Origin of the sequence: Streptomyces himalayensis subsp. himalayensis, assembly GCF_013778455.1 — a bacterium.
In the GTDB taxonomy this organism is placed as follows: domain Bacteria; phylum Actinomycetota; class Actinomycetes; order Streptomycetales; family Streptomycetaceae; genus Streptomyces; species Streptomyces himalayensis.
Map to the genome: position 1 here is coordinate 1 of NZ_JACEHE010000022.1, position 24588 is coordinate 24588.

Consider the following 24588-nt stretch of genomic DNA (forward strand, 5'->3'; position numbering starts at 1 on the left):
TGGAGGCGCGCCGCTGAGCGTCGTGCATCAGTACATCGAGCAGCAGCAGCGCCCCGTGGGCTGAGGCCGAGTGTGCGGATCCGTGTCACGGCGGGTCAGCGCAGTCTTGACCTCTCCCAGACAGGCCCGCGGCCCTGTACCGGGAACTGTCATTCAATGCACCGGGTGCCCGCTCGACGCTGTCGGGCACGCTGGGGGACGCGACACGGAGCTGACCGAATAACCAAAACTCTAGGCCGCTGGGAGAGCGGAAACGGGCCCGCCCGGAAAACCCGACAGGCCCGTTATGGAGCTCAGTTGCGTGAGGCTCTGATGCCACCGATGTTGATATTGCTGCAGTTGAGTTCGATGAACTCGCCTACGTCGAAACTTGCCTCGCGTGCATCTTCCTTGTCTTCGGAGTCATAGTGGTCGTACCAGTCGAGCAGGATATAGAAATCGTTGCGGGCGGCTTCGGGCGCCAAGTCGGTCAGATCCCCGAGGATGTGCCGCTTCTCATGGATGGTCAGTTCGTCTGAGTTCTGCAGATCCAAGGGCATGGCTTGTCGGCAAAATTCCGCTCGGTCGACTTCTTTCTTGAATTCATCTGCTTCAGCCAGTTGGAATCCCGCGAATCCGGTGGCAGCTGCGACGGCAACCGAAGCGATACCTACTCGCAGACGTGTACGCTTGTATATCACGTGCCCGCCGCAATTGCGTTCAAATCGTGCGCATCGAATTTGTAGTAGGCGGAGCCAGTAGAGCCGCGCATACATGAGTTGTCGTCCGTGTCGTTCGACGCGCTTCGGTGACCCAGGTCGCCGGTGTGCCCCATTTCGTGGCAGCCTATGACCAGCCACTCCCAGTCAGAGAACTTCCAGTACGTGTTGAACTGAATCGTGATGACGTCACAAGAGGTCCAGAGTGCGTTCCACTCCTTGCATCTCGTCTGGCCAGCCCACGTAACGCCTGATGTCGTGTAGTCGTGCACCTCGATGTCTCCGCCGCCCCATGAAGTGGTGATCACGCTGCGTTCGAGCTGCGTTTTTCCCCACTCCATTGCTCCTTGGCCCTTTGCTGTCAGGTTGAATCCCTTGACTGCTTGATTTCTGTTGTCGGGGTCAGTCCCTTCGTTGTCGTGGCCCGCGTAGGCAGGCGTGCACAGCGCGGCAATCATGGCCCCTGCTGTGACAGTCCACAGTATTCTCTTGATTTGTGACATCTCTACCTCCGGCTTGTTTCTCGTGCGGCTCAGGTCGCTGACGGATAGGGGGTGGGCTCGGAACCGTCTCCCGTTCCCAGGTCAGGGGAGGGATCGTCCGAGGGAATCTGAATGGGCGTGTCCGCGTCACCCGGCGATGCCTCTTCCGGCATGTCGGCGGGGGTCGGCAGGTCCTCGGGCGAAATGTCGTTCAGCTGCGTCATGTATTCCGACATAATGGAGTCGTCCAAATTATCTATGCTATCCGCTACAGCTGATCCCTCTTCGGCGGAGGGCGACAGCGAGCCGTTCTCGTTGATGTGTATCCGCCCCTCCGTGCTGATCACATTCTGACGTATTGGATCTGAGGAGTCAGAGTCACCCAGAAAGAAGAAGTACTCCTCGCCGACCTCGCTCCAGGTGTAGTTGTTGACCTGGAAGCCGTCGCCATCGGCGTCCCATCCCCATTCTTCGACAATGATCAGCTCAGGGATTTCGACGCTGTCGTCTATGGAAAAGGTCTGGGTGACCTTCAGTGTGACATCCCTGGCCTGAGTAGCGGCGCTCTCCTCTCCGGGCTCAGCAGTCTCGTCGCCACCGACGATGCGTCCAGGATTGACTTCGGTGACCGTGGCGCGTACCACTGCGGTTGACGTGACGGCCATTTGCGCGAAGCTCTCGAATTCGACGGATTCCAGCGCATGGGAAATCACCTCGGGCTCTGTGTCCAAGCCATTTGTTTCCGTTCCATTCCATACGACAGCCCCAGTTGTAACGGCAACAACGGTAGCTGCCGAGGCGGCCCAAATGCCCCATTTTGGAAGATAGAAGTCTCGCATATGAAAGTCGCTCTCCATGTCTTGGGTGATCTTTTGTGATCGTGATCGCGCGCAGCGTAAAGGGCCGTTTCTGTGAGGGCAAGGCGATAGTCAATCCGTGCGAATCGATGCTTTCGCCACATGGTGCACCAGTTGCTCATTGAGCGTCTTGTGAGTGTTCGAGTATTGGACTGCTCCATTCCGCTTCGCATTCTGAAACTTTTCCTTGCGTCCTCACGATTTGACTTGGTGGAAGCATGGTGGGTGAGGCAGGTCATACGCAGAAAGCCGTCCACGAGGCGTGCGAGTGGGGGCGCGTCGTCTATGGCGGCTGTGGTGATGATGGTTTGAGTGGATGCCATTGCATGTGCAGACGAAGTGGTTGTTGCTGACCGCCCTCCATTGGCGGGCCGGTGGCAGGCCGTTTGGCCCGAGATGCCGTTTCACCTGATGGGCACGCCGGTCGGCCCTGGGACTGGCGGTTTTATGCCTTGTCATAAACGCGCCATGCGCCGCACGCTCGATCTCCACGGTGCATGCCGGGGATATTTCGGACCGGTGTCGACGGTGTGTCGGATTCAGGTGCGGCGCGGTACGGCAACAGGCCGGTGGTGACGACGCCGCGACGGGCGCGCCGCGGGCTACCGCCAGTTGCTACCCCCGGGTAACTTCCGTCTCTGCGGCGTCGATACATTGTGCGCGATGAACTTGTGCACACTTCTCGCGCCTGCACTGGGGGAGATGGAGCCATGACCGACGGTGCCGTTGCTGACACTCGCCCGACGAAGATCATGTACGTAGCCGAGGCCACCGTGCACGGAGGTCGCGACGGATATGTCACCAGCCACGACGGGCAGCTGGACCTCAGAGTCGCGATGCCGCCGGCGCTCGGCGGCGCCGGGCAGGGCACCAACCCGGAACAGCTCTTCGCCGCCGGGTACAGCGCCTGCTTCCACAGCGCGCTCATGCTCCTGGGGCGCCGCGCCGGCTACGACCTTACCGGCTCCACGGTCTCCGCGAAGGTCGGCATCGGCCCCAACAAGCAGCGCGGTTACGGCCTCGCCGTCGCCCTCAACGTCTCGCTGCCGCTCGTCGACCAGGAGCTTGCGGCCCGGCTCGTGGACGCGGCGCACGAGGTGTGCCCGTACTCCAACGCGACCCGAGGAAACATCGACGTATCGGTCCTGCTCAGCTAGGCGGCTCCGGGGAGTTCGGGTGCGCTCCCACGCCGCCCGGCACGCACTCTCGCACCGAACGACGCGGGAACGCACCCGAACTTCCCGGGAGCCGCTTAGGAATCGCAGGCCGCACGTATGCGTTGCACCCGTTGTTGAACTCGAGTACGAGAAGAGAGCGGGCAGGAGCGCGGGTGTGGGCGTGAACGCGGGTGCGGACGTGGGCTTGAACAGTGCCGTGGACGTCGCCGTGAACGGCACGGTGGCGGAAGGCTTCGAACCGGTCAGGGACGCGTTCCTGCGCAACTTCGCCGACCGCGGTGAGCGCGGCGCCGGTGTCGTCGTGTACCGGGACGGGCACCGGGTCGTCGATCTGTGGGGCGGCACGCGTGACGTGGACGGCTCCGGCGGACCGTGGGAGCCCGGCACCGCGCAGATCGTCCGCTCCGCGACCAAGGGGATAGCGGCCGCCGTGCTGTTGCTCTTGCACGAGCGGGGGCAGCTCGACCTGGACGCGCCGGTCGGCTCGTACTGGCCGGAGTTCAAGGCCAACGGCAAGGAACGGGCGCTCGTCCGGCACGTCTTGGCTCACCGGGCCGGGGTTCCCGTGCTCGACCGCCCGCTGACGCCCGCCGAGGCCGCGGACCCCGACCTGGGCGCGGCGGCCGTCGCCGCGCAGGCCCCGGTGTGGGAGCCCGGCACGGACCACGGCTACCACGCGCAGACCTACAGCTGGCTCACCGGCGAACTCGTGCGGCGCGTCACCGGCCGCGGAATCGGCGAGTGGATCGCGGACGAGATCGCCCGGCCGCTGGGACTCGACCTGTGGCTCGGGCTGCCGGACGCGCAGGCCCATCGGGTGGGCCGGGTCGGCCCCGTCGAGGCGCCGGCGGAGCCCGGTGGATTCCGGTCGCGGCCGAAGCGGAGCGTCGCCGACGCATACGCGAATCCGGACTCGCTGACCTGCCGGGCCTTCGGGGCGATCAGTCCTGCCCCGGACGAGAACGACCCGGCGTACCGCACGGCCGTGCTCCCCGGCTCCAACGGCATCGCGACCGCTGGGGCGTTGGCCCGCTTCTACGCCTCGCTGATCGGCGAAACGGAAGCCGCCGAGGGGGCTGCGGGCGAAGGCGGCGTCCGGCTGTTCACCCCGGCGACCGTCGCCCTCGCCCGCTCTGAGGAGTCCGCGGGCCCCGACCGCACCCTCGTCGTCAACACCCGCTTCGGCCTCGGCTACATGCTCCACGGCACCGCCTCGCCACTGCTCGGCCCCGGCTCCTTCGGCCACCCCGGCCGCGGCGGCTCCCTCGGCTTCGCGGACCCGGAGTCGGGCGTCGCCTTCGGCTACGTCACCAACGGCATGCGGAAGGGCGTCACGGCGGACCCAAGGGCGCAGGCGCTGGTGGGGGCGGTGCGGGCGGTGGTGGGGTCCTCCGCGGGCTGAGGACGGACCGTAAGCGGGCGGCGCGGGGTGCCAAGCGACCGTCCGCCGCTCACCCCGCGCGCAGCATCAGCCCGATCCCGGCCACCATCAATCCGGCCGCCGCGATCCTCGGCGCCCCGAACCTCTCCTTGAAGAACAGGGCGCCGATCGCCGCGCCCACGATGATGCTGGACTCCCGCAGCGCCGCGATCGGCGCGAGTTCCGCGCGCGTCTGGGCCCACAGCACAAGCCCGTACGCCAGAACGGAGAGCACCGCGCCGAACAAGCCCAGCGACGCGAACGGACGTAGCACAGCGAGGAGTTCGCCGCGCCAGCGCCAGGCGGCGTAGAGCGGGACGGGCAGACCCTCCAGGGCCATCAGCCACGCGATGTAGCCGAGCGACGAGCCGGACGCCCGTACGCCCAGGCCGTCCACGACGGTGTACGCGGCGATGGACAGGCCCGTCGCGAGCGCCGCCCCGATCGCCGGCCACTGCGGACGGCGGCCGCGCAGCCCCCAGAGCGCGACGCCGGTCAGCCCGGCGCAGCACAGGGCGATGCCCGCCGCCTGCCAGGCTCCGGGTATCTCTTGGGCGAAGACGGCGGCCAGTACAGTCACCACGAGCGGCGCCGAGCCGCGCGCGATCGGGTACGCCTGGCCGAAGTCGCCGAGCCTGAACGACCTCATGAGCAGGGCGTAGTACACGATGTGCAGTACGACCGAGGCGATCAGATACGGCCAGGCGCCGGCCGCGGGCACGGGGACGAAGGGCACGGCGGCGAAGCCGATGAGCGAGCCGCCGCCCGAGATCAGCGTGAAGCCGACCAGTTTGTCCGTGATGCGGTGGGCGATGGCGTTCCAGCTCGCGTGGGTGACGGCCGCCAGCAGTACGGCGGCCGTGACGGCCGGCGTCACGCGTTCCGCTCGCGGACGTCTACCAGGGTGCCGCCCGCGTGGGCGATCAGCGACTCGGGGTCCATCGGGAAGACGGTGTGCGGGGTGCCCGCGGCCGCCCACACCAGGTCGTGCTCGAGCAGGGAACGGTCCGCGAGTACGCGGGTCTTCGTGCGGTGCCCGAAGGGGGGTACGCCGCCGATCGCGTACCCCGTCGTCTCCCGGACCAGGTCGGCCTTGGCGCGGCCGACCTTCTTCGCGCCCAACTCGCGCCGTACCAGCTCCACGTCGACGCGGGACGCGCCGTCCATCAGCACCAGGACCGGGACGCCGTCGGCCGCGAAGATCAGCGATTTGCAGATCTGGCTGAGCTCGCAGCCGATTGCGGCGGCAGCCTCGGCGGCGGTACGCGTTGCTTCGGGGAAGCGGCGGATCCGGGCGGACAGCTTGTCCAGACCGAGCTCTCGGAGAGCCTCGGCGAAGCGGGGGTGGGCGGGGGAGACCTCGGCGGCCGTGTCGGAAGCGGTCATGAACGGCACGCTAGTGGTGGATGTATGTGACACGCGAACGAGTTCCGGCGACCGGACGTCAGTCGTCGGACGGCAGCCGCCGGGCGTCAGCCATCGGACGCGAGCCGCCGGGCGTCAGTCGCCAGACCGCAGCCGCCAGGCGTCAGTCATCGGACGACAGCCGCCAGACGGCAGGCCGGACAATCAGCCATCGGACATCAGCCACAGGACGTCAACCCGCCGCAGACATCAGCACCCGGCGCCAGCCCCAGCCCCCTGCGCCAGCCCCAGCCCCCTGCGCCAGCCCCAGCCCCCTGAGCCAGCCCCAGCCCCCTGCGCCAGCCCCAGGCCTCTGCGTCGGCCCCCGCGTCAGCCCCCCGCCCGCAGCAGCGCCGCCACCAGCGGCCCCGCCGACTTGCCGCCCCGGCCGCCCTCCTGGATCACCGCCGCCGCGGCGAGGTCGCCGCGCCACGCGGTGAACCATCCGTTCGGCTTCTTCTGGCCGTCGACCTCCGCGGAGCCGGTCTTGCCGCCGATGTCCGGGCCGAGCCCGGCCATGGCCTCCGCGGCGGACCCGGACGTCGCGGTGTAGCGCAGGAGTTCGTGCAGCTGTGTCTGCGCGGACGCGTCCAGTTTGCGTGGGGCGGTCGCGAGCGCGCGGTCGTCGACGTCCGGCGAGACCAGATACGGCTGCCGGAACACGCCCGTCTTGGCCGTGGAGATGACGGACGCGACGTTGAGCGGGTTCATCCGCACGCCGCCCTGCCCGATGAGCGACGCCGCCTTCGGTGCGTCGCTCTGCACGGGCACGGCGCCGTCGAAGCTCGACACCCCGATCGACCAGTTCCCCAGCCCCAGCCCGAAGACCTGCTGGGCCTGCTTGGTCAGGTCGTCGTCCTTCAGCTTCTCGGCCTGGGTGATGAAGGCCGTGTTGCAGGAGGCCGCGAAGCTCGAGCGGAACGTACCGTTCTTGATCTCGAACTTCTCCACGTTCTGGAACTTCCAGCCGCCGTACGACGCGTACTTGGGGCACGGATGCGGCTTGTCGATCGACGCGAGGCCCTTCTCCAGCAGCAACGACGCCGTCACGATCTTCATCGTGGAGCCGGGCGCCAGGGAACCCTGGAACGCCGTGTTGAAGCCGGAGTTCGAGTTGGCGACGGCGAGGATCTCGCCGGTGGAGGGCCTCATGACGACCACCGACGCCCGCTCCCGCTCGCCCACCTCGCGCTCGGCGGCGGCCTGCGCGGTCGCGCTGAGCGTGGTCTTCACCGTGCCGGGCGTGCCCTCGGACAGCGTCAGCAGCGTCTTGTCGGGCGTCTGCTCGCTCTTCTTCTCGCTCTCCTTGCGGACCACCCGCAGCTCGATCCCCGCCGTCCCCCCGGCCTTCTTGCCGTACTTCTCGCGCAGGCCGTCCAGGACGGTGCCGAGCGAGGGGTACTTCGCCGCGGTGAGCTCGGCGCCGTCACGGTCCGTCGCCTTGATCGGCGGGTCTCCGGCCGCTCCCGTGACCAGCGTGTCGCCGTCCTTCAGGTCCGGGTGCACGACGGACGACTGCCAGCCGATCAGCGCCTTGCCGTCCTTCGCCCGGCGGACGACGGTGAGCTCGGACTCGTAGGCGAGGGGCTTGCTCTTCCCCTTGTACGCGACCGTGGCGGCGACCTTGAACGTCACCGTGGCGTCGGACGCCTTCCCACGGGTCAGCGTCACGTCGTCGATGTGCGCGTCCTTGCGGTACCCGGTCAGCGCGGCCTGTGCCGCCGCCGTGTCGTCCGTGTACGCGGCGGCCTTCGCGGCGTCGCCCGACTGCCATGCGGTGAGGAACCCGTCGGTCGCGGCTTGGACCTCTGCGGCGGTCACCGGGCCCGTCTTGACCTTCTTCACGACGCTGCCTGCCGCGGTGTTCTCGCCCGCGGGCGAGTCGGACAGGAGGCTGTACGCGGTGAACCCCGCGCCGCCCACGATCAACGCAACCGCCCCGCCGATCACGGCGGGGTGCGTTCTCTTGCGCGCGGCGCGCCTTCTGTTACCCACGAGTCCTCCGCTGCTCCTGGTCCCCCAAACTCCTCACCGAGGCACCCACACTAGGCCCTGTCGGCAAACCCCCCTACTCCCGCCCGAAGGGCGGGCAAGAGGAGGGGGGAAGCAAGGGTCGCTGTCAGCCCTCGGCGTCAGCCGCCCGCCCGCAGGACGTCCGCCACGATCGGGCCTGCCGCATCGCCGCCGTGCCCGCCCTCCTGGGTGACGGCGGCCGCGGCGATGTCGCCCCGGTAACCGGTGAACCAGCTGTTGGACGTGGCCTGGCTGTCGACCTCGGCGGAGCCGGTCTTCGCGCCGAAGGCACCGCCGAGCGCGGCCACTTCCCGCATCGCGGGGGCGGCGGTACCGCTGGTCGCCGTGCGGTACATCATCTGCCGCAGCTGCTCGACGGTGTTCCGCTCCAGCCCGCGGGCGGTGGCGAGCTCACGGTCGTCGAGCTCCTGGGGGACGATCACCGGCTGCCGGAAGGCGCCGGTAATGGCCGTCGCTGTGACCGAGGCCATGTTCAGCGGGCTCATCTGGACCTGGCCCTGGCCGATCGCGTTCGCCGCGCGGTCGGGGCCGGGGGAGGCGGGCACCGAGCCGTCGAACGACACGATCCCGGTCTTCCAGTTGTCCCGCCCGAGCCCGAACCGGTCCTGGGCCTCGCGGGTCAGCGACTCGTTGGTGAGCGGCTCCTCATCGATGAGCTTCACGAAGGCGGTGTTGCAGGACCGCGCGAAGCTGTCGGCGAGCGTGGCGTTCTCGTTCGGTTCCAGGCCCTTGATGTTGCGGAAGGTCTGGCTCTGCCACACCGCGCTGGCCTCGCACGGCGCCGGTTCGTTCATCGAGGTGACGCCGTTGTCGATCAGCATCGCCGCGGTGATGATCTTCATCGTGGAGGCGGGCGCCAACCGCCCCTCGAACGCCGTGTTGAACTCGCCGAATCCGTGGTTCGCCACCGCCAGCACCTCGCCCGTGCTCGGCTTCACCGCGACCACCGACGACTCGGCGAACTCCTTCACGGCCTTCTCGGCCGCGGCCTGGACGCTCGCGCTGAGCGTCGTCTGCAGCTTGCCGGGCGTGCCCTTGTCGAGCGTCAGCAGCGTCTCGTCCGGCACGTCGGCGCTCTGGTGCCGCACGGCCAGCTCGATGCCGGGTGTGCCGCCCGCCTCGTCTCCGTACCGCTTGCGCAGCTGCTCGATGATCGGGCCCAGTGAGGGGTACTTCTTCTCGCTCAGCACGGCGCCGCCCCGGTCCACCGCCTCGATCGGCGGCGCCGACGCCTCGCCCGTGACGAGCGTGTCGCCCTCCTCCAGGTCCGGGTGGACGACGGACGGCTGCCAGTCGACGAGGGGCCGGCCCGTGGTGCTGCCGCGGACGACGGTCAGATCGCTCTCGTACGACAAGGGTTTGGTCTTCCCCTCGTACGAGACGGTGGCCTTGACCGAGAACGGCACCTTGGCGCCGCTCGCCGTGCCCGGCGTGATCTGAATCTTGGTGATGTGTGCGTCCTCGCGGTACCCCGTGAGCGCTTTCTGCGCGGTGCCGTCCTCGTTGTTCGTGAGGGCCGCGGCCCCCTCCGCGTCCCCCTTCTCCCACGCCGCGAAGAACTCCTGCGTGGTGTCGCGGATCTCGTCACGGGTGAGCGGCCCCGTCTTCACCGCACCCGGCTCCTCCGCGGACGTGTTCCCCCCGGTGATCGCACTCACCAGGTTGTACGCGCCGTAACCCGCGCCCCCGACCATGACGGCGAAAACCCCGCCGACCAGGGCAGCCTTTGCCCCGTTGCGCATGCTGCGCTCCCCTCCCCTTGCCCTGGTGACCGTCGGACAGACGTTCACAAGGGCGATCCCGAGTCAGCACTGTAGGCGGAGGGACTGACACGTGAGACCGGATGGACCGATGGCGTCCGAAAGGAGATCAATGTCCTGCGGATCGTCGGCCTGTTCAGCGCCTTCTTCTGAGCCGGTCCGCTCGCGGGGCTGATCAGGGTTGGGCCAGGGCGGTCTGGAGCAGGTCGGCGAGGAGGGCCGCGCAGGAGCCGTCGGGGTCGAGATCCGGGTCGTAGATGGTGAGATTGAAGCCGACGCAGCGTTCCGATCGCGCCAAGGCCCCCAGCAGCGGGGCAAGTTCACCGGGCAGGAGTCCACCGGGGTCGGGACTGTCGACCGCGGGCATGACGGAGGGGTCCAGCACGTCGGCGTCCAAGTGCAGCCAGAAACCCTCGATCCCGGGCACTTCAAGGCTGCGCACCACCGCACGCGCCACGTCCTCGGCGCCCTGCTTCCGGATCCCTCCGACCGTCACGTTCGTGATCTTCAAAGCGGTGAGTTCGGCGCGCTCGTCGTCGTAGTCCCGGATTCCCAGGACGCGTACGTCCTCGTCCCTGACATAGGGGCGCAGCCCTTCGAGGTCTGTCAGGTCCGCTTGGCCGCGGCCGGTCGCGATGGCCAGCTCTTCGCCGCCCGCGGCGCCGATACGGTCGGAGTTCCCGGGGTGCCGGAAGTCCGCGGACCCGTCGATGACGACGATTCCGTACCGCCCGATGCGGCGGAGCGCGAGCGAGGCGCCGAGCTGGATGGAGCAGTCGCCACCCAGGACGACGGGGAAGTCCTCGGCCCGGACATGGTGTTCGATGCGGTCGGCGAGCTTGCGGGTGTAGGTGGCGATGGCCTCGGCGTTGAACACGCCGTCGCCCTCCTGCCAGTCGCCGCGGTCATAACGGGGTGGTACGACGACTCCGCCCTCGTACGCCCCGAGCCGCTGCAGCAGCCGCTGCTCGCGCAGCGCGCCCGCCAGCTTGTAGCACCCGGGCACGGTGCCTTCGGCCGGCGGCCGAAGGCCGAGGTTGGACGGGGCGTCGATGACGACGATGCGGCGCATCCGGCCATTCTGGCCGCGGCTAGACCCAGGTATCCAGCCACATTCGCGCCCGCCACGAGTCGATCGGGATCGCCTGGCCGGTATAGATCGGCCAGAAGTAGATGAAGTTCCACGCGATGAGCAGGACGAGCACGCCGGAGGCCGCGGCGCCCACGACCCGCCGTCGTTCCGACGATCCCGGCGGCCCGAGGATCGCCCCGATCATCATCGCCACGGCCAGACACAGGAACGGCACGAAGACGACGGCGTAGAAGAAGAAGATCGTCCGTTCCTGGTACATGAACCACGGCAGATAGCCGGCCACGACGCCGCATGCGATGGCGCCCGCGCGCCAGTCACGCCGGAAGAACCAGCGCCACAGCACGTACAGGATCGCGAAGCAGGCCGCCCACCACAGCACCGGTGTGCCGAGCGCGAGGACCTCGCGGGCGCACTTCTCGCCCGCGTCGGTGGGGCAGCCGTCCTTGCCGGCCGGCGGGTCCTCGTAGAAGTACGAGACGGGGCGGCCGAGGACGATCCAGCTCCACGGGTTCGACTGGTACGTGTGCGGCGAGGAGAGGCCGACGTGGAACTGGTACACCTCGTGCTCGTAATGCCACATGCTGCGCAGCCAGTCCGGCAGCCAGGTGAAGCTGCCGCCCTTGCCGTCCGTCACGGCCCAGTTGCGGAAGTACCCGCCGGAGCCGTCCTCCGGCGAGAGGATCCAGCCCAGCCAGGACAGCACGTATGTCGCCACGGCCACCGGCACGGTCGACAGGAACGCCCAGCCCAGATCCCGCCTGAGCACAGCGACGTACGGCCGCTCGGCGCCCGCGACCCGGCGCCCGGCCACGTCCCACCACACGGCCATCAGCGCGAAAGCGGCCAGGACGTAGAGGCCGTTCCACTTCGTGGCGAACGCCAGTCCCAGGCACACCCCGGCCGCCAGGCGCCACGGCCGCCAGCCGTGCCGCAGGGACTCGGCGATCCCGGCATCGGGGCGCGCGATCCCGTCGGGGCCCACGGGCAGTGCGGCGGCGAGCCGCGCCCGTGCCCTGTCCCGGTCGACGACGAGGCAGCCGAAGGCCGCCAGCACGAAGAACATCAGCACCAGGTCGAGCAGCGCGGTGCGGCTCATCACGAAGTGCAGGCCGTCCACGGCCATCAGGGCACCCGCGAGGCACCCCAGGAACGTGGAGCGGAACAGCCGCCGTCCGATCCGGCACAGCAGCAGCACGGACAGCGTGCCGAGCACGGCCGTCATGAACCGCCAGCCGAACGGGGTGAACCCGAACAGCCACTCGCCGATCCCGATGACGTACTTGCCGACCGGCGGATGCACCACATACGCCGCGTCCGACGGCAGTGTGACCGCGTCGCCGTTCTGCAGGATCTGGTCGTTGGCCGCCTTGGGCCAGTTGACCTCGAACCCGCGGTGGACGAGCGCCCACGCGTCCTTGGCGTAGTACGTCTCGTCGAATATCACGGCCTTCGGGCTGCCGAGGTTCCAGAACCGCATCAGGCCCGCGACGAGCGTGACGAGCAGCGGGCCCAGCCAGCCCGACCAGCGCACCAGCACGTCGGCGAGGCTCTTGGGCACTCCGAGTGCCGCCCACAGCCGGGGGCTGGGCCGGGTGTAGGGAGGCACCAGCCGGTCGCGGACGTCGGTCGCGGTCCGCGGTGCGTAGCCGAATCGGCGCAGCCGCAGTTGCCACGACGGCGGTCGCTGTTCGGTGGCCTGGCCCTGCCGGGTGTCCGTGGAGGACGCGGTACTGGTCACCGCGCCATCGTAGGGAACGCTTCTGTGCGAGTCGCGAGACGGGCCTCTTCCGGCCTGACCGGCCGGGCCGGGGCTGTCTCCACAGAGGCCTGACCGGCCGGGCCGGGGCCGTCCCGGAGGATGCTGACCTGCTGGGCCGGGGCCGCCCCGGAGGATGCTGACCTGCCGGGCGGGGGCCGTCCCCGCAGGATCCTGACGGTTCGGCCCTGCCCCGCCCCTGCGAGGATGGAACGGTGACAGAAACCAGCCCCCACGGCACTCTCGTACTCGCCGGCACCCCCATCGGGGACGTGGCCGACGCGCCGCCCCGCCTCGCCGAGGAGCTGGCCTCCGCGGACGTCGTCGCGGCCGAGGACACCCGGCGGCTGCGGCGGCTCACCCAGGCGCTGGGCGTGCAGCCGGCAGGGCGGATCGTGTCGTACTTCGAGGGCAACGAGTCCGCGCGCACCCCCGAGCTCGTCGAGGCCCTGGTGGGCGGGGCGCGGGTGCTGCTGGTGACCGACGCGGGGATGCCGTCCGTGTCCGACCCCGGGTACCGGCTGGTCGCGGCCGCCGTCGAGAAGGACATCCGGGTCACCGCGGTGCCGGGCCCCTCCGCCGTGCTCACCGCGCTCGCGCTGTCCGGGCTGCCCGTCGACCGGTTCTGCTTCGAGGGCTTCCTGCCGCGCAAGGCGGGCGAGCGGCTGTCACGGCTCCGGGAGGTCGCCGACGAGCGCAGGACCCTCGTCTACTTCGAGGCGCCGCACCGGCTCGACGACACCCTCGCCGCCATGGCGGAGGCGTTCGGCGCGGACCGCCGCGCCGCCGTGTGCCGCGAGCTCACCAAGACGTACGAGGAGGTCAGGCGCGGCCCACTGGGCGAGCTCGCCGCGTGGGCCGCCGAGGGGGTACGCGGTGAGATCACCGTCGTCGTCGAGGGCGCACCTGAGAAGGGCGCGGAGGAACTCGACGCCGATGAGCTGGTGCGCAGGGTGCGGGTGCGCGAGGAGGCGGGGGAGCGGCGCAAGGAGGCGATCGCCGCCGTCGCGGCGGAGGCGGGGCTGCCCAAACGCGAGGTGTTCGATGCCGTGGTCGCGGCAAAGAACGCGGATCGACGGACCTCATGAGCGGGCAAAGGACGAGGGCGAACGGCAAAGTACGAGCCCTGCACCAGGCCCTTTCCCCATGGAACCGCCAAGACAGCTCCAACACTTGACAGGTCTCGTGCGCTCGCCCCGGGAAAGGCGTCCACTGGGTTGAGGGACGCACCCGTCCCCCACCTCCGGCAGCGCGGAACGCGCCGCACCGGAAGTGCCGGAACGACTTGTCCAGCGGACAAGAGGAGCTGGCATGAGTGAGATCGCAGGGACCGGCCACCACCCCACGGCGACGCCCGTCATTCACGAGTCGTACTCGTTCGCCTGTATGCGCTGCGGACACGGCTGGGAGCAGTCCTACGTCATCGAGCACCACTTCGACGCCGACGGCACCGAGTTCATGATGTACACGGTGGACGGACAGCGGGTTCCCTCGCCGCTGACCAGCCCCACCTGCCTGAACTGCGGTGGACACGTCGTCCGGATCATGCGGGCGGGGCAGGTGTCCTCGGTGCTGGACATGATGCGCAAGCACCACGTCCCGCAGCAGCCGGATCCCAGCGAGGAGGGGGCCCAGGAGAAGGCCGCCCACAAGGAGCACCACTGGCACCTCTCCGATCTGCTGCACGCGTTTCACCGCAAGGCCGGGTGACGGACGGGACCGGTGCGGGGCGGCGGGGGCGCGACCGTGACCAGGGCGGCGTGAGGCCCTCGCGGCCCTCTTCGCAGTCCCCGCGGTCCTCTTCGTAGGATCGGGGACATGCCTTCGAAAGCCGCCGCAGACGCCGCTCCACCGCTCCCGGAGCCGCTCCGGGTGCCCGTCGCGGACTCGCACACCCATCTCGACATGCAGTCCGGCACGGTCGAGGAGGGCCTTGCCAAGGCCGCGTCGGTGGGCGTGACCACGGTCGTCCAGGTCGGCTGCGACATCCGCGGCTCACGGTGGGCGGCCGAGACGGCGGCCGCGTACGAGAACGTGTGGGCGACCGTGGCCCTGCACCCGAACGAGGCGCCCCGCATCGTCCTCGGCACACCTCTTTCTGGGGGGCAAGCCCCCCAGACCCCCCGCGACGGATGGTCCAGGCAGGGTGCCCGCCAGGCAGGAGGCGACGCGGCCCTCGACGACGCGCTCGCCGAGATCGACCGGCTCGCCGCGCTCCCCCAGGTCAAGGGCGTCGGCGAGACCGGCCTCGACTACTTCCGCACCGGCCCCGAGGGCAAGGAAGCGCAGGAGAAGTCCTTCCGCGCCCACATCGAGATGGCCAAGCGGCACGGCAAGGCCCTCGTCATCCACGACCGCGACGCCCACGACGACGTGCTGCGGATCCTCAAGGAGGAGGGCGCGCCCGAGCGCACCGTCTTCCACTGCTACTCCGGCGATGCGGAAATGGCCCGGATCTGCGCCGAGAACGGCTATTTCATGTCGTTCGCCGGCAACGTCACCTTCAAGAACGCCCAGCCCCTCCGCGACGCCCTCGCCGTCGCCCCGCTGGAGCTGGTGCTCGTGGAGACCGACGCCCCCTATCTGACCCCCGCCCCGTACCGCGGACGGCCCAATGCGCCGTATCTAATTCCGATCACTTTGCGCGCCATGGCGGACGTGAAGGGCGTCTCCGAGGACGTCCTGGCAACGGCCGTATCCGCCAATACTGCCCGCGCGTTCGGCTACTGACGGACGGTCCGACGGTCTCGTCCCCCCGGCCCGTTCCCATGGATCGTGCCCGCGACACCGCGTATCCGCCTTGCTTTGGAGAGTGACGATGCTCGGTTAGGTTCTGACCCCGATCAGGACCCCTGGAGCGTCGCGTGAGCAATTCGCAGGACGAGACGTACGAAACGGCGGGGGGATACGCCGATACCGCAACCCGGTGCGGCCCACGGCCCGGCGGGCGCGTGGCGGCGAGGCAGGCCGCGCGCCACAGGAAGGCCGCCGAGCGGCACGACACACTGCGCCGCATCGTGCCGCAGGCGCTGGTCGTGGTCTTACTCGCGGGCGGCACCACCGCGTTCGTCGCCGACGACAAGGTGGTCCACATCACCGTCGACGGCAGACCGCGCACCCTGCACACCTTCGCCGACAGCGTCGGCGAGCTGCTCGCCGACGAAGGGCTGGACGTCGGTGAGCACGACATCGTGGCGCCCGCACCCACGACCGAGCTGGCCGGCGGCGACGAGGTCGTCGTCCGCTTCGGCCGGCAGATGCACCTCACCCTCGACGGCCGGCGACGCAGCCTCTGGACGACGGCAAGGACCGTCGACGAAGCCCTGCGGCAGCTCCGGGTGCGGGCGGAGGGCGCCTATCTGTCCGTCTCCCGCTCCCAGCGGATCGGCCGCTACGGGCTGCGGCTCGACGTCCGCACCGAACGCATGGTCACGATCATGGCGGACGGACGGGAGCGGACCATCCGTACGAACGCGGCGACGGTCCGCGAGGTCGTCGACGAGGCCGGGATCCGGATGGGCGTCCAGGACACCACGTCCGCGGTGCCAGGCAGCTTTCCGTACGAGGGCCAGACGATCACGGTCATGCGCGTCATCGCCGGCAAGGAGGTGCGCGAGGAACCCATCCCGTTCGACGTGCAGAAGACCTCGGACCCCTCACTGTTCCGCGGTACCGAGGTCGTGGTGCGGGCCGGTCGGCAGGGGACGCGGCGGGTCACGTACGCCCTGCGCACCGTCAACGGCGTCAAGCAGCGGCCCCGGCCCGTCAGGTCCGAGGTGCTGCGGGAGCCCGAGACGCAGCTGGTGAAGACCGGCACGAAGCCGCTGCCCGTGTCCGTCGCGGGCGCCGAGGGTCTCGACTGGGGCGCGCTCGCGCAGTGCGAGTCGGGCGGCCGTCCCCGCGCGATGGATCCCTCGGGGACGTACGGGGGCCTCTACCAGTTCGACCGCCGCACATGGCGCTCGGTCGGCGGCACGGGGCGTCCCCAGGACGCCTCGCCTGCGGAACAGACGTACCGAGCCAAGAAGCTGTACGTGCGCCGGGGCGCCGCACCATGGCCGCATTGCGGCCGTCGGCTGTACAGGTAGGCGCGGTCCCGTTGTGGGCAGGCGTGCCGCCACCCGTTGTGGGCAGGCGTTCCGCAGGGCTGGGGGCACCTCCCAGCGGTAGCTGGGGGAGGGTGGGCACAACACCACGACGGTGGGCGCCGTAGGTACTGCGGCACCCCAGGCGTCCCGCACCCCCCGGAGGGCCCACGTACCCTGGGGCGGTGAGCACGCCCCACCCCGACGCCCTCCTGGGCCCCGCGGACATCCGCGAGCTGGCCACCGCCCTGGGCGTACGCCCGACCAAACAACGCGGCCAGAACTTCGTCATCGACGCCAACACGGTCCGCAGGATCGTCCGCACCGCGGACGTCGGCCCGGACGACGTCGTCGTCGAGGTCGGCCCGGGCCTCGGCTCGCTGACCCTGGCACTCCTCGAGGCGGCGGACCGCGTCACGGCCGTCGAGATCGACGACGTCCTCGCGGCCGCACTCCCCGCGACGATCGCCGCCCGTATGCCTGCGAAGGCGGACCGCTTCGCGCTGGTCCACAGCGACGCGATGCACGTACGGGAGCTCCCGGGCCCCGCCCCGACGGCCCTCGTCGCCAACCTCCCGTACAACGTGGCCGTCCCCGTGCTACTGCACATGCTCGACACCTTCCCGACCATCGAGCGCACGCTCGTCATGGTCCAGGCGGAGGTCGCCGACCGGCTCGCCGCCGCGCCCGGCTCGAAGGTGTACGGCGTGCCGTCGGTCAAGGCCAACTGGTACGCCGAGGTGAAGCGGGCGGGCGCCATCGGACGCAACGTCTTCTGGCCGGCGCCGAACGTGGACAGCGGACTGGTGTCGCTGGTGCGGCGCGCGAAGCCGCTCGACACGACGGCGTCCAGGAAAGAGGTCTTCGCCGTCGTCGACGCGGCCTTCGCCCAGCGGCGGAAGACGCTGCGGGCGGCGCTGGCGGGCTGGGCCGGATCGGCCGCTGCGGCCGAGGAGGCGCTGGTCGCGGCGGGTGTCTCACCGCAGGCCCGCGGAGAGTCGCTGACGGTCGAGGAGTTCGCCCGGATCGCGGAGAACAAGCAGCCCGCGGCCGTCGAGGGGAAGGCGTAGGTGCAGGAGAACGTGAGCGTCACCGTACGAGTACCGGCGAAGGTCAACGTCCAGTTGGCGGTGGGCGGCGCGCGTCCCGACGGCTTCCACGACCTGGCGAACGTGTTCCTCGCCGTCGCGCTGTACGACGAGGTGACGGTGACGGCCTCGGACCGCCTTCGGCTGACCTGCTCGGGACCGGACGCCGACCAGGTGCCGCTCGACCGTACGAATCTTGCGGCGCGGGCGGCCATCGCACTCGCCGCCCGCCACGGCCTCGGTGAGTCCGCCGTGCACATCCACATCGCCAAGGACATCCCCGTCGCGGGCGGCATGGCGGGCGGCAGCGCCGATGCCGCGGGCGCCCTGCTCGCCTGCGACACGCTCTGGGGTACCGAGACCTCCCGCGAGGACCTGCTCGCGATCTGCGCCGAGCTGGGCAGCGACGTGCCGTTCAGCCTCGTCGGCGGGGCCGCTCTCGGCCGGGGCCGGGGCGAGCTTCTGACTCCGCTGGAGGTGGGCGGCACCTTCCACTGGGTGTTCGCCGTCGCCGACGGCGGGCTGTCGACCCCGGCGGTGTACGCGGAGTTCGACCGGCTCACCGAGGGCGTCGCCGTCCCGGAGCCCGAGCCCTCGCCTGCCCTCTTCGAGGCCCTGCGTACGGGCGACCCCTCCGCGCTCGCCGCCGCCCTCGCCAACGACCTTCAGCCGGCCGCCCTTTCGCTGCGGCCTTCGCTCGCCGAGACCCTGCGCGCGGGCACGGAGGCCGGTGCCCTGGCGGCGCTCGTGTCGGGCTCGGGCCCGACCACCGCGTTCCTGGCGAAGGACGCCGAGGCGGCGACGGCGGTGGCGGAGGCGCTGATCGCCTCCGCCACCTGTCGTACGGCACGGGTCGCGGTGTCCCCGGCGCCCGGGGCCACCGTCCTCTGACTCGGTGCGTCAGAGGGGTGTGCGTCAGAAGGTCAGCTTCCAGCTGTTGATGTAGCCGGTGTCCGCGCTGTAGACGTCCTGCACCTTGAGCCGCCAGGTGCCGTTCGCCACCTCGCTCGACGCGTTGACCGTGTACGTGGCGTTCACGTTGTCGGCGGAGTCGCTGCTGCTGCTGTTCTTCAGCCGGTAGGTCGACCCGTCCGGTGCGACCAGGTCGATGACCAGGTCACCGCGGTAGGTGTGGACGACGTTCACGGCCACCGACAGATCGCTCGGGGCGTTGCCGCTCACTCCGCTGACGGTGATCGGCGAGTAGACCGCGGAGCCCGCGTCCGGGATCGAGACGTCGGTCGTCGTCTCGAAGCTCGTGCCCGGGTCCGTGCCGCCGCCGCCACCGCTCGGGGTGATCTGGAGCAGCCGGTTGGGGCTGCCGGTGCCCGGGCTGGTGATGACGCCGGTGGCCGCGGCCGAGGTCAGCGCCGAGGCGACCTGGGACGGGGTGGCGGAGGGGTTCGCGCCCAGGTAGACGGCGGCAGCGCCCGCGACGTGCGGGGACGCCATCGACGTACCGGACAGGCTGGAGGTGGCGGTGTCGGACGTGTTGTACGTCGACGTGATGCTGGAGCCCGGCGCGAAGATGTCGACGACACTGCCGTAGTTGGAGAACGACGACCGGGCGTCCGCGCTGGTGCTGGAGGCGACGGTGATGGCCGAGGCGACCCGGGCGGGCGAGGAGGAAGAGGCGTTGGTGTTCTCGTTGCCCGCCGCGACGGCGTAGGTGATGCCCGAGGCGATGGAGTTGGCGACGGCCGTGTCCAGCACGGTGTCGGCGCCGCCACCGAGGCTCATGTTGGCGACGGCGGGCTTGACCGCGTTCTGGGTCACCCAGTCGATGCCCGCGACGACCCCGGCCGTCGTACCGGACCCGCTGTTGTCGAGCACGCGCACGCCGACGATCTTCGCGGCCTTGGCGACACCGTAGGTGGTGCTCGCCACCGTGCCCGCGACATGCGTGCCGTGGCCGTTGCCGTCCTGCGCGGTGCTGTCGTTGTCGACGGCGTCGTAGCCGTAGGAGGCCCGGCCGCCGAAGTTGGAATGGGTGATCCGGACGCCGGTGTCGATGATGTACGCGGTGACGCCCGCGCCGGCGCTGTCCGGATAGGTGTACGTCGAGCTGAGCGGCAGGCTCGCCTGGTCGATGCGGTCCAGGCCCCAGGTCGGGTTGGTCTGGGTGGCGGAGATGCTGACCTTCTTGTTCTGGACCACCTTGGCGACCGCGGGGTTGGCGGCGAGCCGCTTGGCCTCGGTCTCGCTCATCTCGGCGGCGTAGCCGTTGAGCGCCTCCTTGTAGGTGCGCTTGACCTCGCCGCCGTACGCGGCGGCCAGCGCCTTGCCCTTCTTGGAGTCGCCGCGGAAGCCCGCGTCCTCGTCCAGGATGACGATGTAACTGTCCTTGATGGCGCCTTCCGCGTCGGCGCCGAGGATCACGCCCTCGGCGGGTACGGCTGCCGCGGCCGAGGGGGCGACGGTCGCGGCACCGAGCGCCATGACGGCGCCCGCGGCGACGACGCCCGCGATCGTTGTGGTGCGTCTGCGGCGGCGCGTGGGGGGATTCGCGGGAGAGTGCATCACTGACATGGGGGAGTTCCCCTCTCGTTCGGTGGTGCCCGGATGAGTCGTGGGGGTGGATGGCCGGATGTTCCCGTCGGTAACAGGGTGGCGGCTTTGGCAGGGCCGCATCAATGAGGGGAATCCCTAAACACTCGTATCGCCCCGGAGCCCCGAAGGGGCCGTACTAAGAAGGGAGTTGAGTACGAGAGCGCTGACGCCGGACGCGAGCCGGACGCGACCGTGAAAAGCATGGGATCAAGCGTTCGTGAACTGGCCGAGGCCACGCCCGTGACTCGTGACCGCTACGTCGACCTGCTGCGGGTCGTCTCGCTCGGCACGGTCGTGCTGGGTCACTGGCTGATGGCGGCGGTGACGGTGCGCCCCGACGGTGGCGCGGAGGTCGGCAATCTGCTGGCCGTCGTACCGGAGCTGCAACTGCTCACCTGGCTGTTGCAGATCATGCCGGTCTTCTTCTTCGTGGGCGGCTTCTCGCACGCGCTGTCGTACCGCTCGCTGAGGCGCAGGACGCCGTCCGAGGCCCTGTACTCGGCCTTCGTGCGGGCCAGGCTGCGGCGGCTGCTGCGCCCGACCGCGGTCTTCGTGGCCGTCTGGGGCGTGGCCGCACTCGTGCTCCAACTGGCGGGCGCGGGCGGTGGGTTGATGGACGTCGCGTTCCGGCTGGTGACCCAGCCGCTGTGGTTCATCGGCATCTATCTGGCGATGGTGGCCTTCACCCCGCTGATGCTGCGGCTGCACGAGCGGTACGGGTGGGGGGCCTTCGGCGCCCTGGTGGCGGCCGCGGCCGCAGTGGACGTACTGCGCTTCGCGCTCGGCGTCCCGTTCGTCCAGTTCCTGAACTTCGCCTTCGTCTGGCTGGCGGTGCACCAGCTCGGCTTCCTCCGGGCGGACGGCCGGCTCCGGCTCCGCGCCCCGGCGGTCCTCGCCGTCGCCGGACTGGCGGGCGCCGCGGCCCTGGTGGCCCTCGGTCCGTATCCCCTGTCCATGGTCGGCATGCCCGGCGAGAAGGTCTCCAACATGGCACCGCCGACGCTGGCCCTGCTCTGCCACGGGCTGTGGCTGGTCGGCGCGGTGGAACTGCTGCGCACCCCCGCCGCCGGACTCCTGGAGCGCCCGAAGGCCTGGCGCGCGGTCATCACGGCCAACGGCATCGCGATGACGGCCTTCCTCTGGCATCTGACCGCCATGCTCGGCGTGTACGGGGCGCTGCTGGCCCTCGACATCCCGCTGCCGGAACCGGCGTCGGCGGCGTGGTGGCTCCAGACCCCGCTGCGCCTCGCCGCGGCCGTCGCCTTGACGGTGCCGCTGGTCGCCGCCTTCCGCACCTTCGAACGCCCGGCGCCTTCCGACCGGCCGGGCGGTTCAGGCCCGATGGCCGCCCTCGGCATCACCCTCTGCCTGCTCGGCGTCCTGGGCCTGTCGATGACGGGCTTCGCGGACCTGCTGGAGGGTCACACCGCGACGCTGATCGCCGTCGACATCACGGCCCCGGCGGCGGTGGCGATGGCACTGGGCGGCGGGGTGCTGGTGGAGGGCGGGGCGCGGACGGTCCGGGTGGAGGCGTGACCGACCGGGCGGTCTCAGAGCTCTTCGATGGCGGTGAGGTCGATGTCGATGGGATAGGGCACGTCGACCTTGATGTGATCGTGGTGGATGCCGGTCAAGGCATACGTACCGGAGGTTTGTCCCAGCTCGTAGACCTGGACGACGGGGTGACAGTCCGGGCCCGCCATCTCGACCAGCCAGAAGTGGCGGATGCCCGCTGCGGCATATTTGTGCGGCTTGGTATAGCGGTCGCGCGATTCGGATTCTGGGGAAATGACTTCGATGGCCAGTACCACATCCTCGCCCTTGAAGTGCGTCTGCAGCGGTCCCGTCTTGGCGCTGGCCTTGACGACGGAGATGTCCGGCTCGGGTCCATTGCGACGGTCCAGTACCACGGTCATCTCGCGAGCGACTTTCAGGTCGGGCGGCAGGCTGCGGCGCAAGCCATTCACCAGGAGGTCGATCGCGGTGAAGTGGAAGTAGCGCTGCGGGCTCACGAAGACCAGACTCCCGTCGATCAGCTCGGTGTGCGGCGGGAGATCGTGCAGCGTGAACAGGTCGTCCACGGTGTAACCGTCCATCGGGGGCATCGGCCAGCGAGACTGCTCGACGGACTCGGCGGTCATGGTTCCTCCCATGGGCGGGATTCTTCGGCTGCTCCTCCACGGTAGCGGCCGGATTCGGATCGCGTCATCACAAAGAGTGACGACTCCTCTGCGCCCCGGTTCATCCCCCGAAGGGCCTACGCTTGATGGCTGATCGATCCCCGCGTCAGGAGTGAAATGGCCGTCAATCTGGTCAATGTCGAAGCAGTCAGCAAGGTGTACGGCACCCGTGCACTGCTCGACGGCGTGTCCCTCGGCGTCTCCGAGGGGGACCGGATCGGTGTCGTCGGTCGCAACGGCGACGGCAAGACGACCCTGATCCGGATGCTCGCCAAGCTGGAGGAGGCCGACACCGGGCGGGTCACGCACAGTGGCGGGCTGCGCGTCGGCGTGCTCACGCAGCACGACTCGCTCGATCCCGAGGCGACCGTGCGGCACGAGGTCATCGGCGATCTCGCCGACCACGAGTGGGCGGGCAACGCCAAGATCCGCGACGTTCTGACGGGCCTCTTCGGCGGTCTCGACCTGCCCGGCTTCGAGCGCGGCCTGGACACCGTCATCGGCCCGCTCTCCGGTGGCGAGCGGCGCCGTATCGCGCTCGCCAAGCTGCTCATCGCCGAGCAGGACCTGATCGTCCTCGACGAGCCGACCAACCACCTCGACGTCGAGGGCATCGCCTGGCTCGCGGGGCATCTGCGGGAGCGGCGCTCCGCGCTGGTCTGCGTCACGCACGACCGGTGGTTCCTCGACCAGGTCTGCACACGCATGTGGGACGTGCAGCGCGGCACGGTCTACGAGTACGAGGGCGGCTACTCCGACTACGTCTTCGCTCGGGCCGAGCGCGAGCGCATCGCGGCGACCGAGGAGGCCAAGCGGCAGAACCTCGTCCGCAAGGAGCTCGCCTGGCTGCGGCGCGGCGCCCCCGCCCGTACGTCCAAGCCGCGGTTCCGTGTCGAGGCCGCCAACGAACTGATCGCGGACGTGCCGCCGCCGCGCGACAGCAGCGAGCTGATGAAGTTCGCGTCCTCACGGCTCGGCAAGACCGTCTTCGACCTCGAGAACGTGACCGTGCAGGCCGGCCCGAAGGTGCTGCTCAAGCATCTGACCTGGCAGCTCGGCCCGGGCGACCGTATCGGCCTGGTGGGTGTCAACGGCGCGGGCAAGACCTCCCTGCTGCGGGCCATGGCGGACGCGGCCCGCTCGGACGGCGAGAAGCAGCCGACCGCCGGCCGGGTCGTCGTCGGCAAGACCGTGAAGCTCGCCTACCTCTCCCAGGAGGTCGGCGAACTCAACCCGGGCCTGCGGGTCCTGGAGGCCGTGCAGCAGGTCCGCGACCGGGTCGACCTCGGCAAGGGCCGCGAGCTGACCGCGGGCCAGCTCTGCGAGACGTTCGGCTTCGGCAAGGAGAAGCAGTGGACGCCCGTGGGGGACCTCTCCGGCGGCGAGCGGCGGCGGTTGCAGCTGCTGCGCCTGCTCATGGACGAGCCGAACGTCCTCTTCCTCGACGAGCCGACCAACGACCTCGACATCGAGACGCTCACCCAGCTCGAGGACCTCCTCGACGGCTGGCCCGGCTCGATGATCGTGATCTCCCACGACCGGTTCTTCATCGAGCGGACGACCGACCGCGTGTTCGCGCTTCTCGGTGACGCCACGCTGCGGATGCTGCCCCGAGGAATCGACGAGTATCTGGAGCGGCGGCACCGCATGGCCGAGGCGGCCGCACCGGCCGCGGCGTCCGCTGCCGCAACTGCCCAGGAGAAGACGGTCTCCGCAGCGACTGTGTCTTCTAAAGAGGGCCGCGCCGCGAAGAAGGAACTCCAGAAGATCGAGCGGCAGTTGGACCGGATCTCGGAGAAGGAGTCCAAGCTGCACGCCGCGATCGCCGAGAATGCCACCGACTTCGAGAAGGTGGCCGGACTGGACGCCGAGCTGCGCGAACTGGTCGGTGAGCGCGAGGAGTTGGAGCTGCGGTGGCTGGAGCTCGCTGAGGACGCGTGACCGTGCCTTCTGGGGGCGACACTCAGACCCCCCAGACCCCCAGACCCCCAGACCCCCGGCCC

21 protein-coding genes are annotated in these 24588 nt (G+C 69.8%); 10 read left to right on the forward strand and 11 right to left on the reverse strand.

Going from position 1 to position 24588, the window contains the following annotated elements; all coding sequences use genetic code 11:
* Positions 1-293: 293 nt before the first annotated feature.
* Genes H1D24_RS29385 through H1D24_RS29395 form a run of 3 tightly spaced genes read right to left on the reverse strand, consistent with a single transcriptional unit; the run spans position 294 to position 1911 of the window.
* Entirely contained in the window at positions 294-680 is a 387-nt protein-coding gene (locus tag H1D24_RS29385) for a hypothetical protein (protein WP_181660752.1), read from the reverse strand.
* On the reverse strand, positions 677-1201 hold the full coding sequence (locus H1D24_RS29390) for a hypothetical protein (RefSeq protein WP_181660753.1): 525 nt from the start codon (positions 1199-1201) through the stop codon (positions 677-679). Before H1D24_RS29390 ends, H1D24_RS29385 begins: the two co-directional genes overlap by 4 nt.
* A 29-nt stretch (positions 1202-1230) precedes the next feature.
* A complete protein-coding gene (locus H1D24_RS29395) occupies positions 1231-1911 on the reverse strand; it encodes a hypothetical protein (RefSeq protein ID WP_181660754.1) in 681 nt (226 codons plus the stop codon).
* A gap of 836 nt (positions 1912-2747) precedes the next feature.
* On the opposite strand from H1D24_RS29395, the gene H1D24_RS29400 reads away from it, so the two are divergent.
* Both H1D24_RS29400 and H1D24_RS29405 read left to right on the forward strand, forming a co-directional pair.
* Positions 2748-3194: an organic hydroperoxide resistance protein gene (locus H1D24_RS29400; RefSeq protein ID WP_181660755.1), complete on the forward strand. Its 447-nt coding sequence runs from the start codon at positions 2748-2750 to the stop codon at positions 3192-3194.
* A gap of 217 nt (positions 3195-3411) precedes the next feature.
* Positions 3412-4617 (forward strand): serine hydrolase domain-containing protein, encoded by a 1206-nt coding sequence (locus tag H1D24_RS29405; RefSeq protein ID WP_181660850.1) that lies wholly within the window; start codon positions 3412-3414, stop codon positions 4615-4617.
* A 49-nt stretch (positions 4618-4666) separates the two neighbouring features.
* Here H1D24_RS29405 and H1D24_RS29410 read toward each other — a convergent pair whose 3' ends face one another.
* The 6 genes from H1D24_RS29410 to H1D24_RS29435 all read right to left on the reverse strand — a co-directional run bounded on the left by H1D24_RS29410 (position 4667) and on the right by H1D24_RS29435 (position 12664).
* A complete protein-coding gene (locus tag H1D24_RS29410; protein WP_181660756.1) occupies positions 4667-5512 on the reverse strand; it encodes a DMT family transporter in 846 nt (281 codons plus the stop codon).
* Complete coding sequence (locus H1D24_RS29415; RefSeq protein ID WP_181660757.1) at positions 5509-6021, reverse strand: YbaK/EbsC family protein; 513 nt, start codon at positions 6019-6021, stop codon at positions 5509-5511. Before H1D24_RS29415 ends, H1D24_RS29410 begins: the two co-directional genes overlap by 4 nt.
* A gap of 348 nt (positions 6022-6369) precedes the next feature.
* A complete protein-coding gene (locus tag H1D24_RS29420) occupies positions 6370-8034 on the reverse strand; it encodes a penicillin-binding transpeptidase domain-containing protein (RefSeq protein WP_181660758.1) in 1665 nt (554 codons plus the stop codon).
* 137 nt (positions 8035-8171) lie between these two features.
* A complete protein-coding gene (locus H1D24_RS29425; RefSeq protein WP_181660759.1) occupies positions 8172-9815 on the reverse strand; it encodes a penicillin-binding transpeptidase domain-containing protein in 1644 nt (547 codons plus the stop codon).
* 193 nt (positions 9816-10008) lie between these two features.
* On the reverse strand, positions 10009-10905 hold the full coding sequence (locus H1D24_RS29430) for an arginase family protein (protein WP_181660760.1): 897 nt from the start codon (positions 10903-10905) through the stop codon (positions 10009-10011).
* A 19-nt stretch (positions 10906-10924) separates the two neighbouring features.
* Positions 10925-12664, reverse strand: coding sequence for a dolichyl-phosphate-mannose--protein mannosyltransferase (locus tag H1D24_RS29435; protein ID WP_181660761.1), 1740 nt, complete (start codon positions 12662-12664; stop codon positions 10925-10927).
* A gap of 233 nt (positions 12665-12897) precedes the next feature.
* On the opposite strand from H1D24_RS29435, the gene rsmI reads away from it, so the two are divergent.
* From rsmI to H1D24_RS29465, 6 genes are all read left to right on the forward strand, one after another.
* On the forward strand, positions 12898-13770 hold the full coding sequence (rsmI, locus tag H1D24_RS29440; RefSeq protein WP_181660762.1) for a 16S rRNA (cytidine(1402)-2'-O)-methyltransferase: 873 nt from the start codon (positions 12898-12900) through the stop codon (positions 13768-13770).
* A 223-nt stretch (positions 13771-13993) separates the two neighbouring features.
* Complete coding sequence (locus H1D24_RS29445) at positions 13994-14392, forward strand: hypothetical protein (RefSeq protein ID WP_181660763.1); 399 nt, start codon at positions 13994-13996, stop codon at positions 14390-14392.
* A 108-nt stretch (positions 14393-14500) separates the two neighbouring features.
* The gene (locus tag H1D24_RS29450) at positions 14501-15412 is read left to right on the forward strand and encodes a TatD family hydrolase (protein ID WP_181660764.1); all 912 of its coding nucleotides are present in this window, start codon (positions 14501-14503) and stop codon (positions 15410-15412) included.
* Between the two features lie 134 nt (positions 15413-15546).
* A complete protein-coding gene (locus tag H1D24_RS29455; protein WP_309484489.1) occupies positions 15547-16770 on the forward strand; it encodes a resuscitation-promoting factor in 1224 nt (407 codons plus the stop codon).
* A 182-nt stretch (positions 16771-16952) separates the two neighbouring features.
* The gene (gene rsmA / locus H1D24_RS29460; protein WP_181660765.1) at positions 16953-17837 is read left to right on the forward strand and encodes a 16S rRNA (adenine(1518)-N(6)/adenine(1519)-N(6))-dimethyltransferase RsmA; all 885 of its coding nucleotides are present in this window, start codon (positions 16953-16955) and stop codon (positions 17835-17837) included.
* Positions 17838-17849: 12 nt separating this feature from the next.
* A complete protein-coding gene (locus H1D24_RS29465) occupies positions 17850-18746 on the forward strand; it encodes a 4-(cytidine 5'-diphospho)-2-C-methyl-D-erythritol kinase (RefSeq protein WP_181660852.1) in 897 nt (298 codons plus the stop codon).
* A gap of 24 nt (positions 18747-18770) precedes the next feature.
* Here the strand turns inward: H1D24_RS29465 and H1D24_RS29470 are convergent, their stop codons facing one another.
* Positions 18771-20384: a S8 family peptidase gene (locus H1D24_RS29470; protein WP_181660766.1), complete on the reverse strand. Its 1614-nt coding sequence runs from the start codon at positions 20382-20384 to the stop codon at positions 18771-18773.
* A gap of 222 nt (positions 20385-20606) precedes the next feature.
* On the opposite strand from H1D24_RS29470, the gene H1D24_RS29475 reads away from it, so the two are divergent.
* On the forward strand, positions 20607-21941 hold the full coding sequence (locus tag H1D24_RS29475; RefSeq protein WP_181660767.1) for an acyltransferase family protein: 1335 nt from the start codon (positions 20607-20609) through the stop codon (positions 21939-21941).
* Between the two features lie 14 nt (positions 21942-21955).
* Here H1D24_RS29475 and H1D24_RS29480 read toward each other — a convergent pair whose 3' ends face one another.
* A complete protein-coding gene (locus H1D24_RS29480) occupies positions 21956-22546 on the reverse strand; it encodes a Uma2 family endonuclease (protein ID WP_181660768.1) in 591 nt (196 codons plus the stop codon).
* A gap of 156 nt (positions 22547-22702) precedes the next feature.
* Here H1D24_RS29480 and H1D24_RS29485 point away from each other — a divergent pair, with 156 nt between their 5' ends.
* Positions 22703-24526, forward strand: a complete 1824-nt coding sequence (locus H1D24_RS29485; RefSeq protein WP_181660769.1) for an ABC-F family ATP-binding cassette domain-containing protein — start codon at positions 22703-22705, stop codon at positions 24524-24526.
* Positions 24527-24588 lie beyond the last annotated feature (62 nt).

What these genes read in the sequence shown, in the direction of transcription:
- H1D24_RS29390 (WP_181660753.1), bottom strand. Translation starts at nt 1,201, where the DNA reads ATGTCACAAATCAAGAGAATACTGTGGACTGTCACAGCAGGGGCCATG.
- H1D24_RS29400 (WP_181660755.1), top strand. Translation starts at nt 2,748, where the DNA reads ATGACCGACGGTGCCGTTGCTGACACTCGCCCGACGAAGATCATGTAC.
- H1D24_RS29415 (WP_181660757.1), bottom strand. Translation starts at nt 6,021, where the DNA reads ATGACCGCTTCCGACACGGCCGCCGAGGTCTCCCCCGCCCACCCCCGC.
- H1D24_RS29425 (WP_181660759.1), bottom strand. Translation starts at nt 9,815, where the DNA reads ATGCGCAACGGGGCAAAGGCTGCCCTGGTCGGCGGGGTTTTCGCCGTC.
- H1D24_RS29430 (WP_181660760.1), bottom strand. Translation starts at nt 10,905, where the DNA reads ATGCGCCGCATCGTCGTCATCGACGCCCCGTCCAACCTCGGCCTTCGG.
- H1D24_RS29445 (WP_181660763.1), top strand. Translation starts at nt 13,994, where the DNA reads ATGAGTGAGATCGCAGGGACCGGCCACCACCCCACGGCGACGCCCGTC.
- H1D24_RS29450 (WP_181660764.1), top strand. Translation starts at nt 14,501, where the DNA reads ATGCCTTCGAAAGCCGCCGCAGACGCCGCTCCACCGCTCCCGGAGCCG.
- H1D24_RS29470 (WP_181660766.1), bottom strand. Translation starts at nt 20,384, where the DNA reads ATGTCAGTGATGCACTCTCCCGCGAATCCCCCCACGCGCCGCCGCAGA.
- H1D24_RS29475 (WP_181660767.1), top strand. Translation starts at nt 20,607, where the DNA reads ATGGGATCAAGCGTTCGTGAACTGGCCGAGGCCACGCCCGTGACTCGT.
- H1D24_RS29480 (WP_181660768.1), bottom strand. Translation starts at nt 22,546, where the DNA reads ATGACCGCCGAGTCCGTCGAGCAGTCTCGCTGGCCGATGCCCCCGATG.
- H1D24_RS29485 (WP_181660769.1), top strand. Translation starts at nt 22,703, where the DNA reads ATGGCCGTCAATCTGGTCAATGTCGAAGCAGTCAGCAAGGTGTACGGC.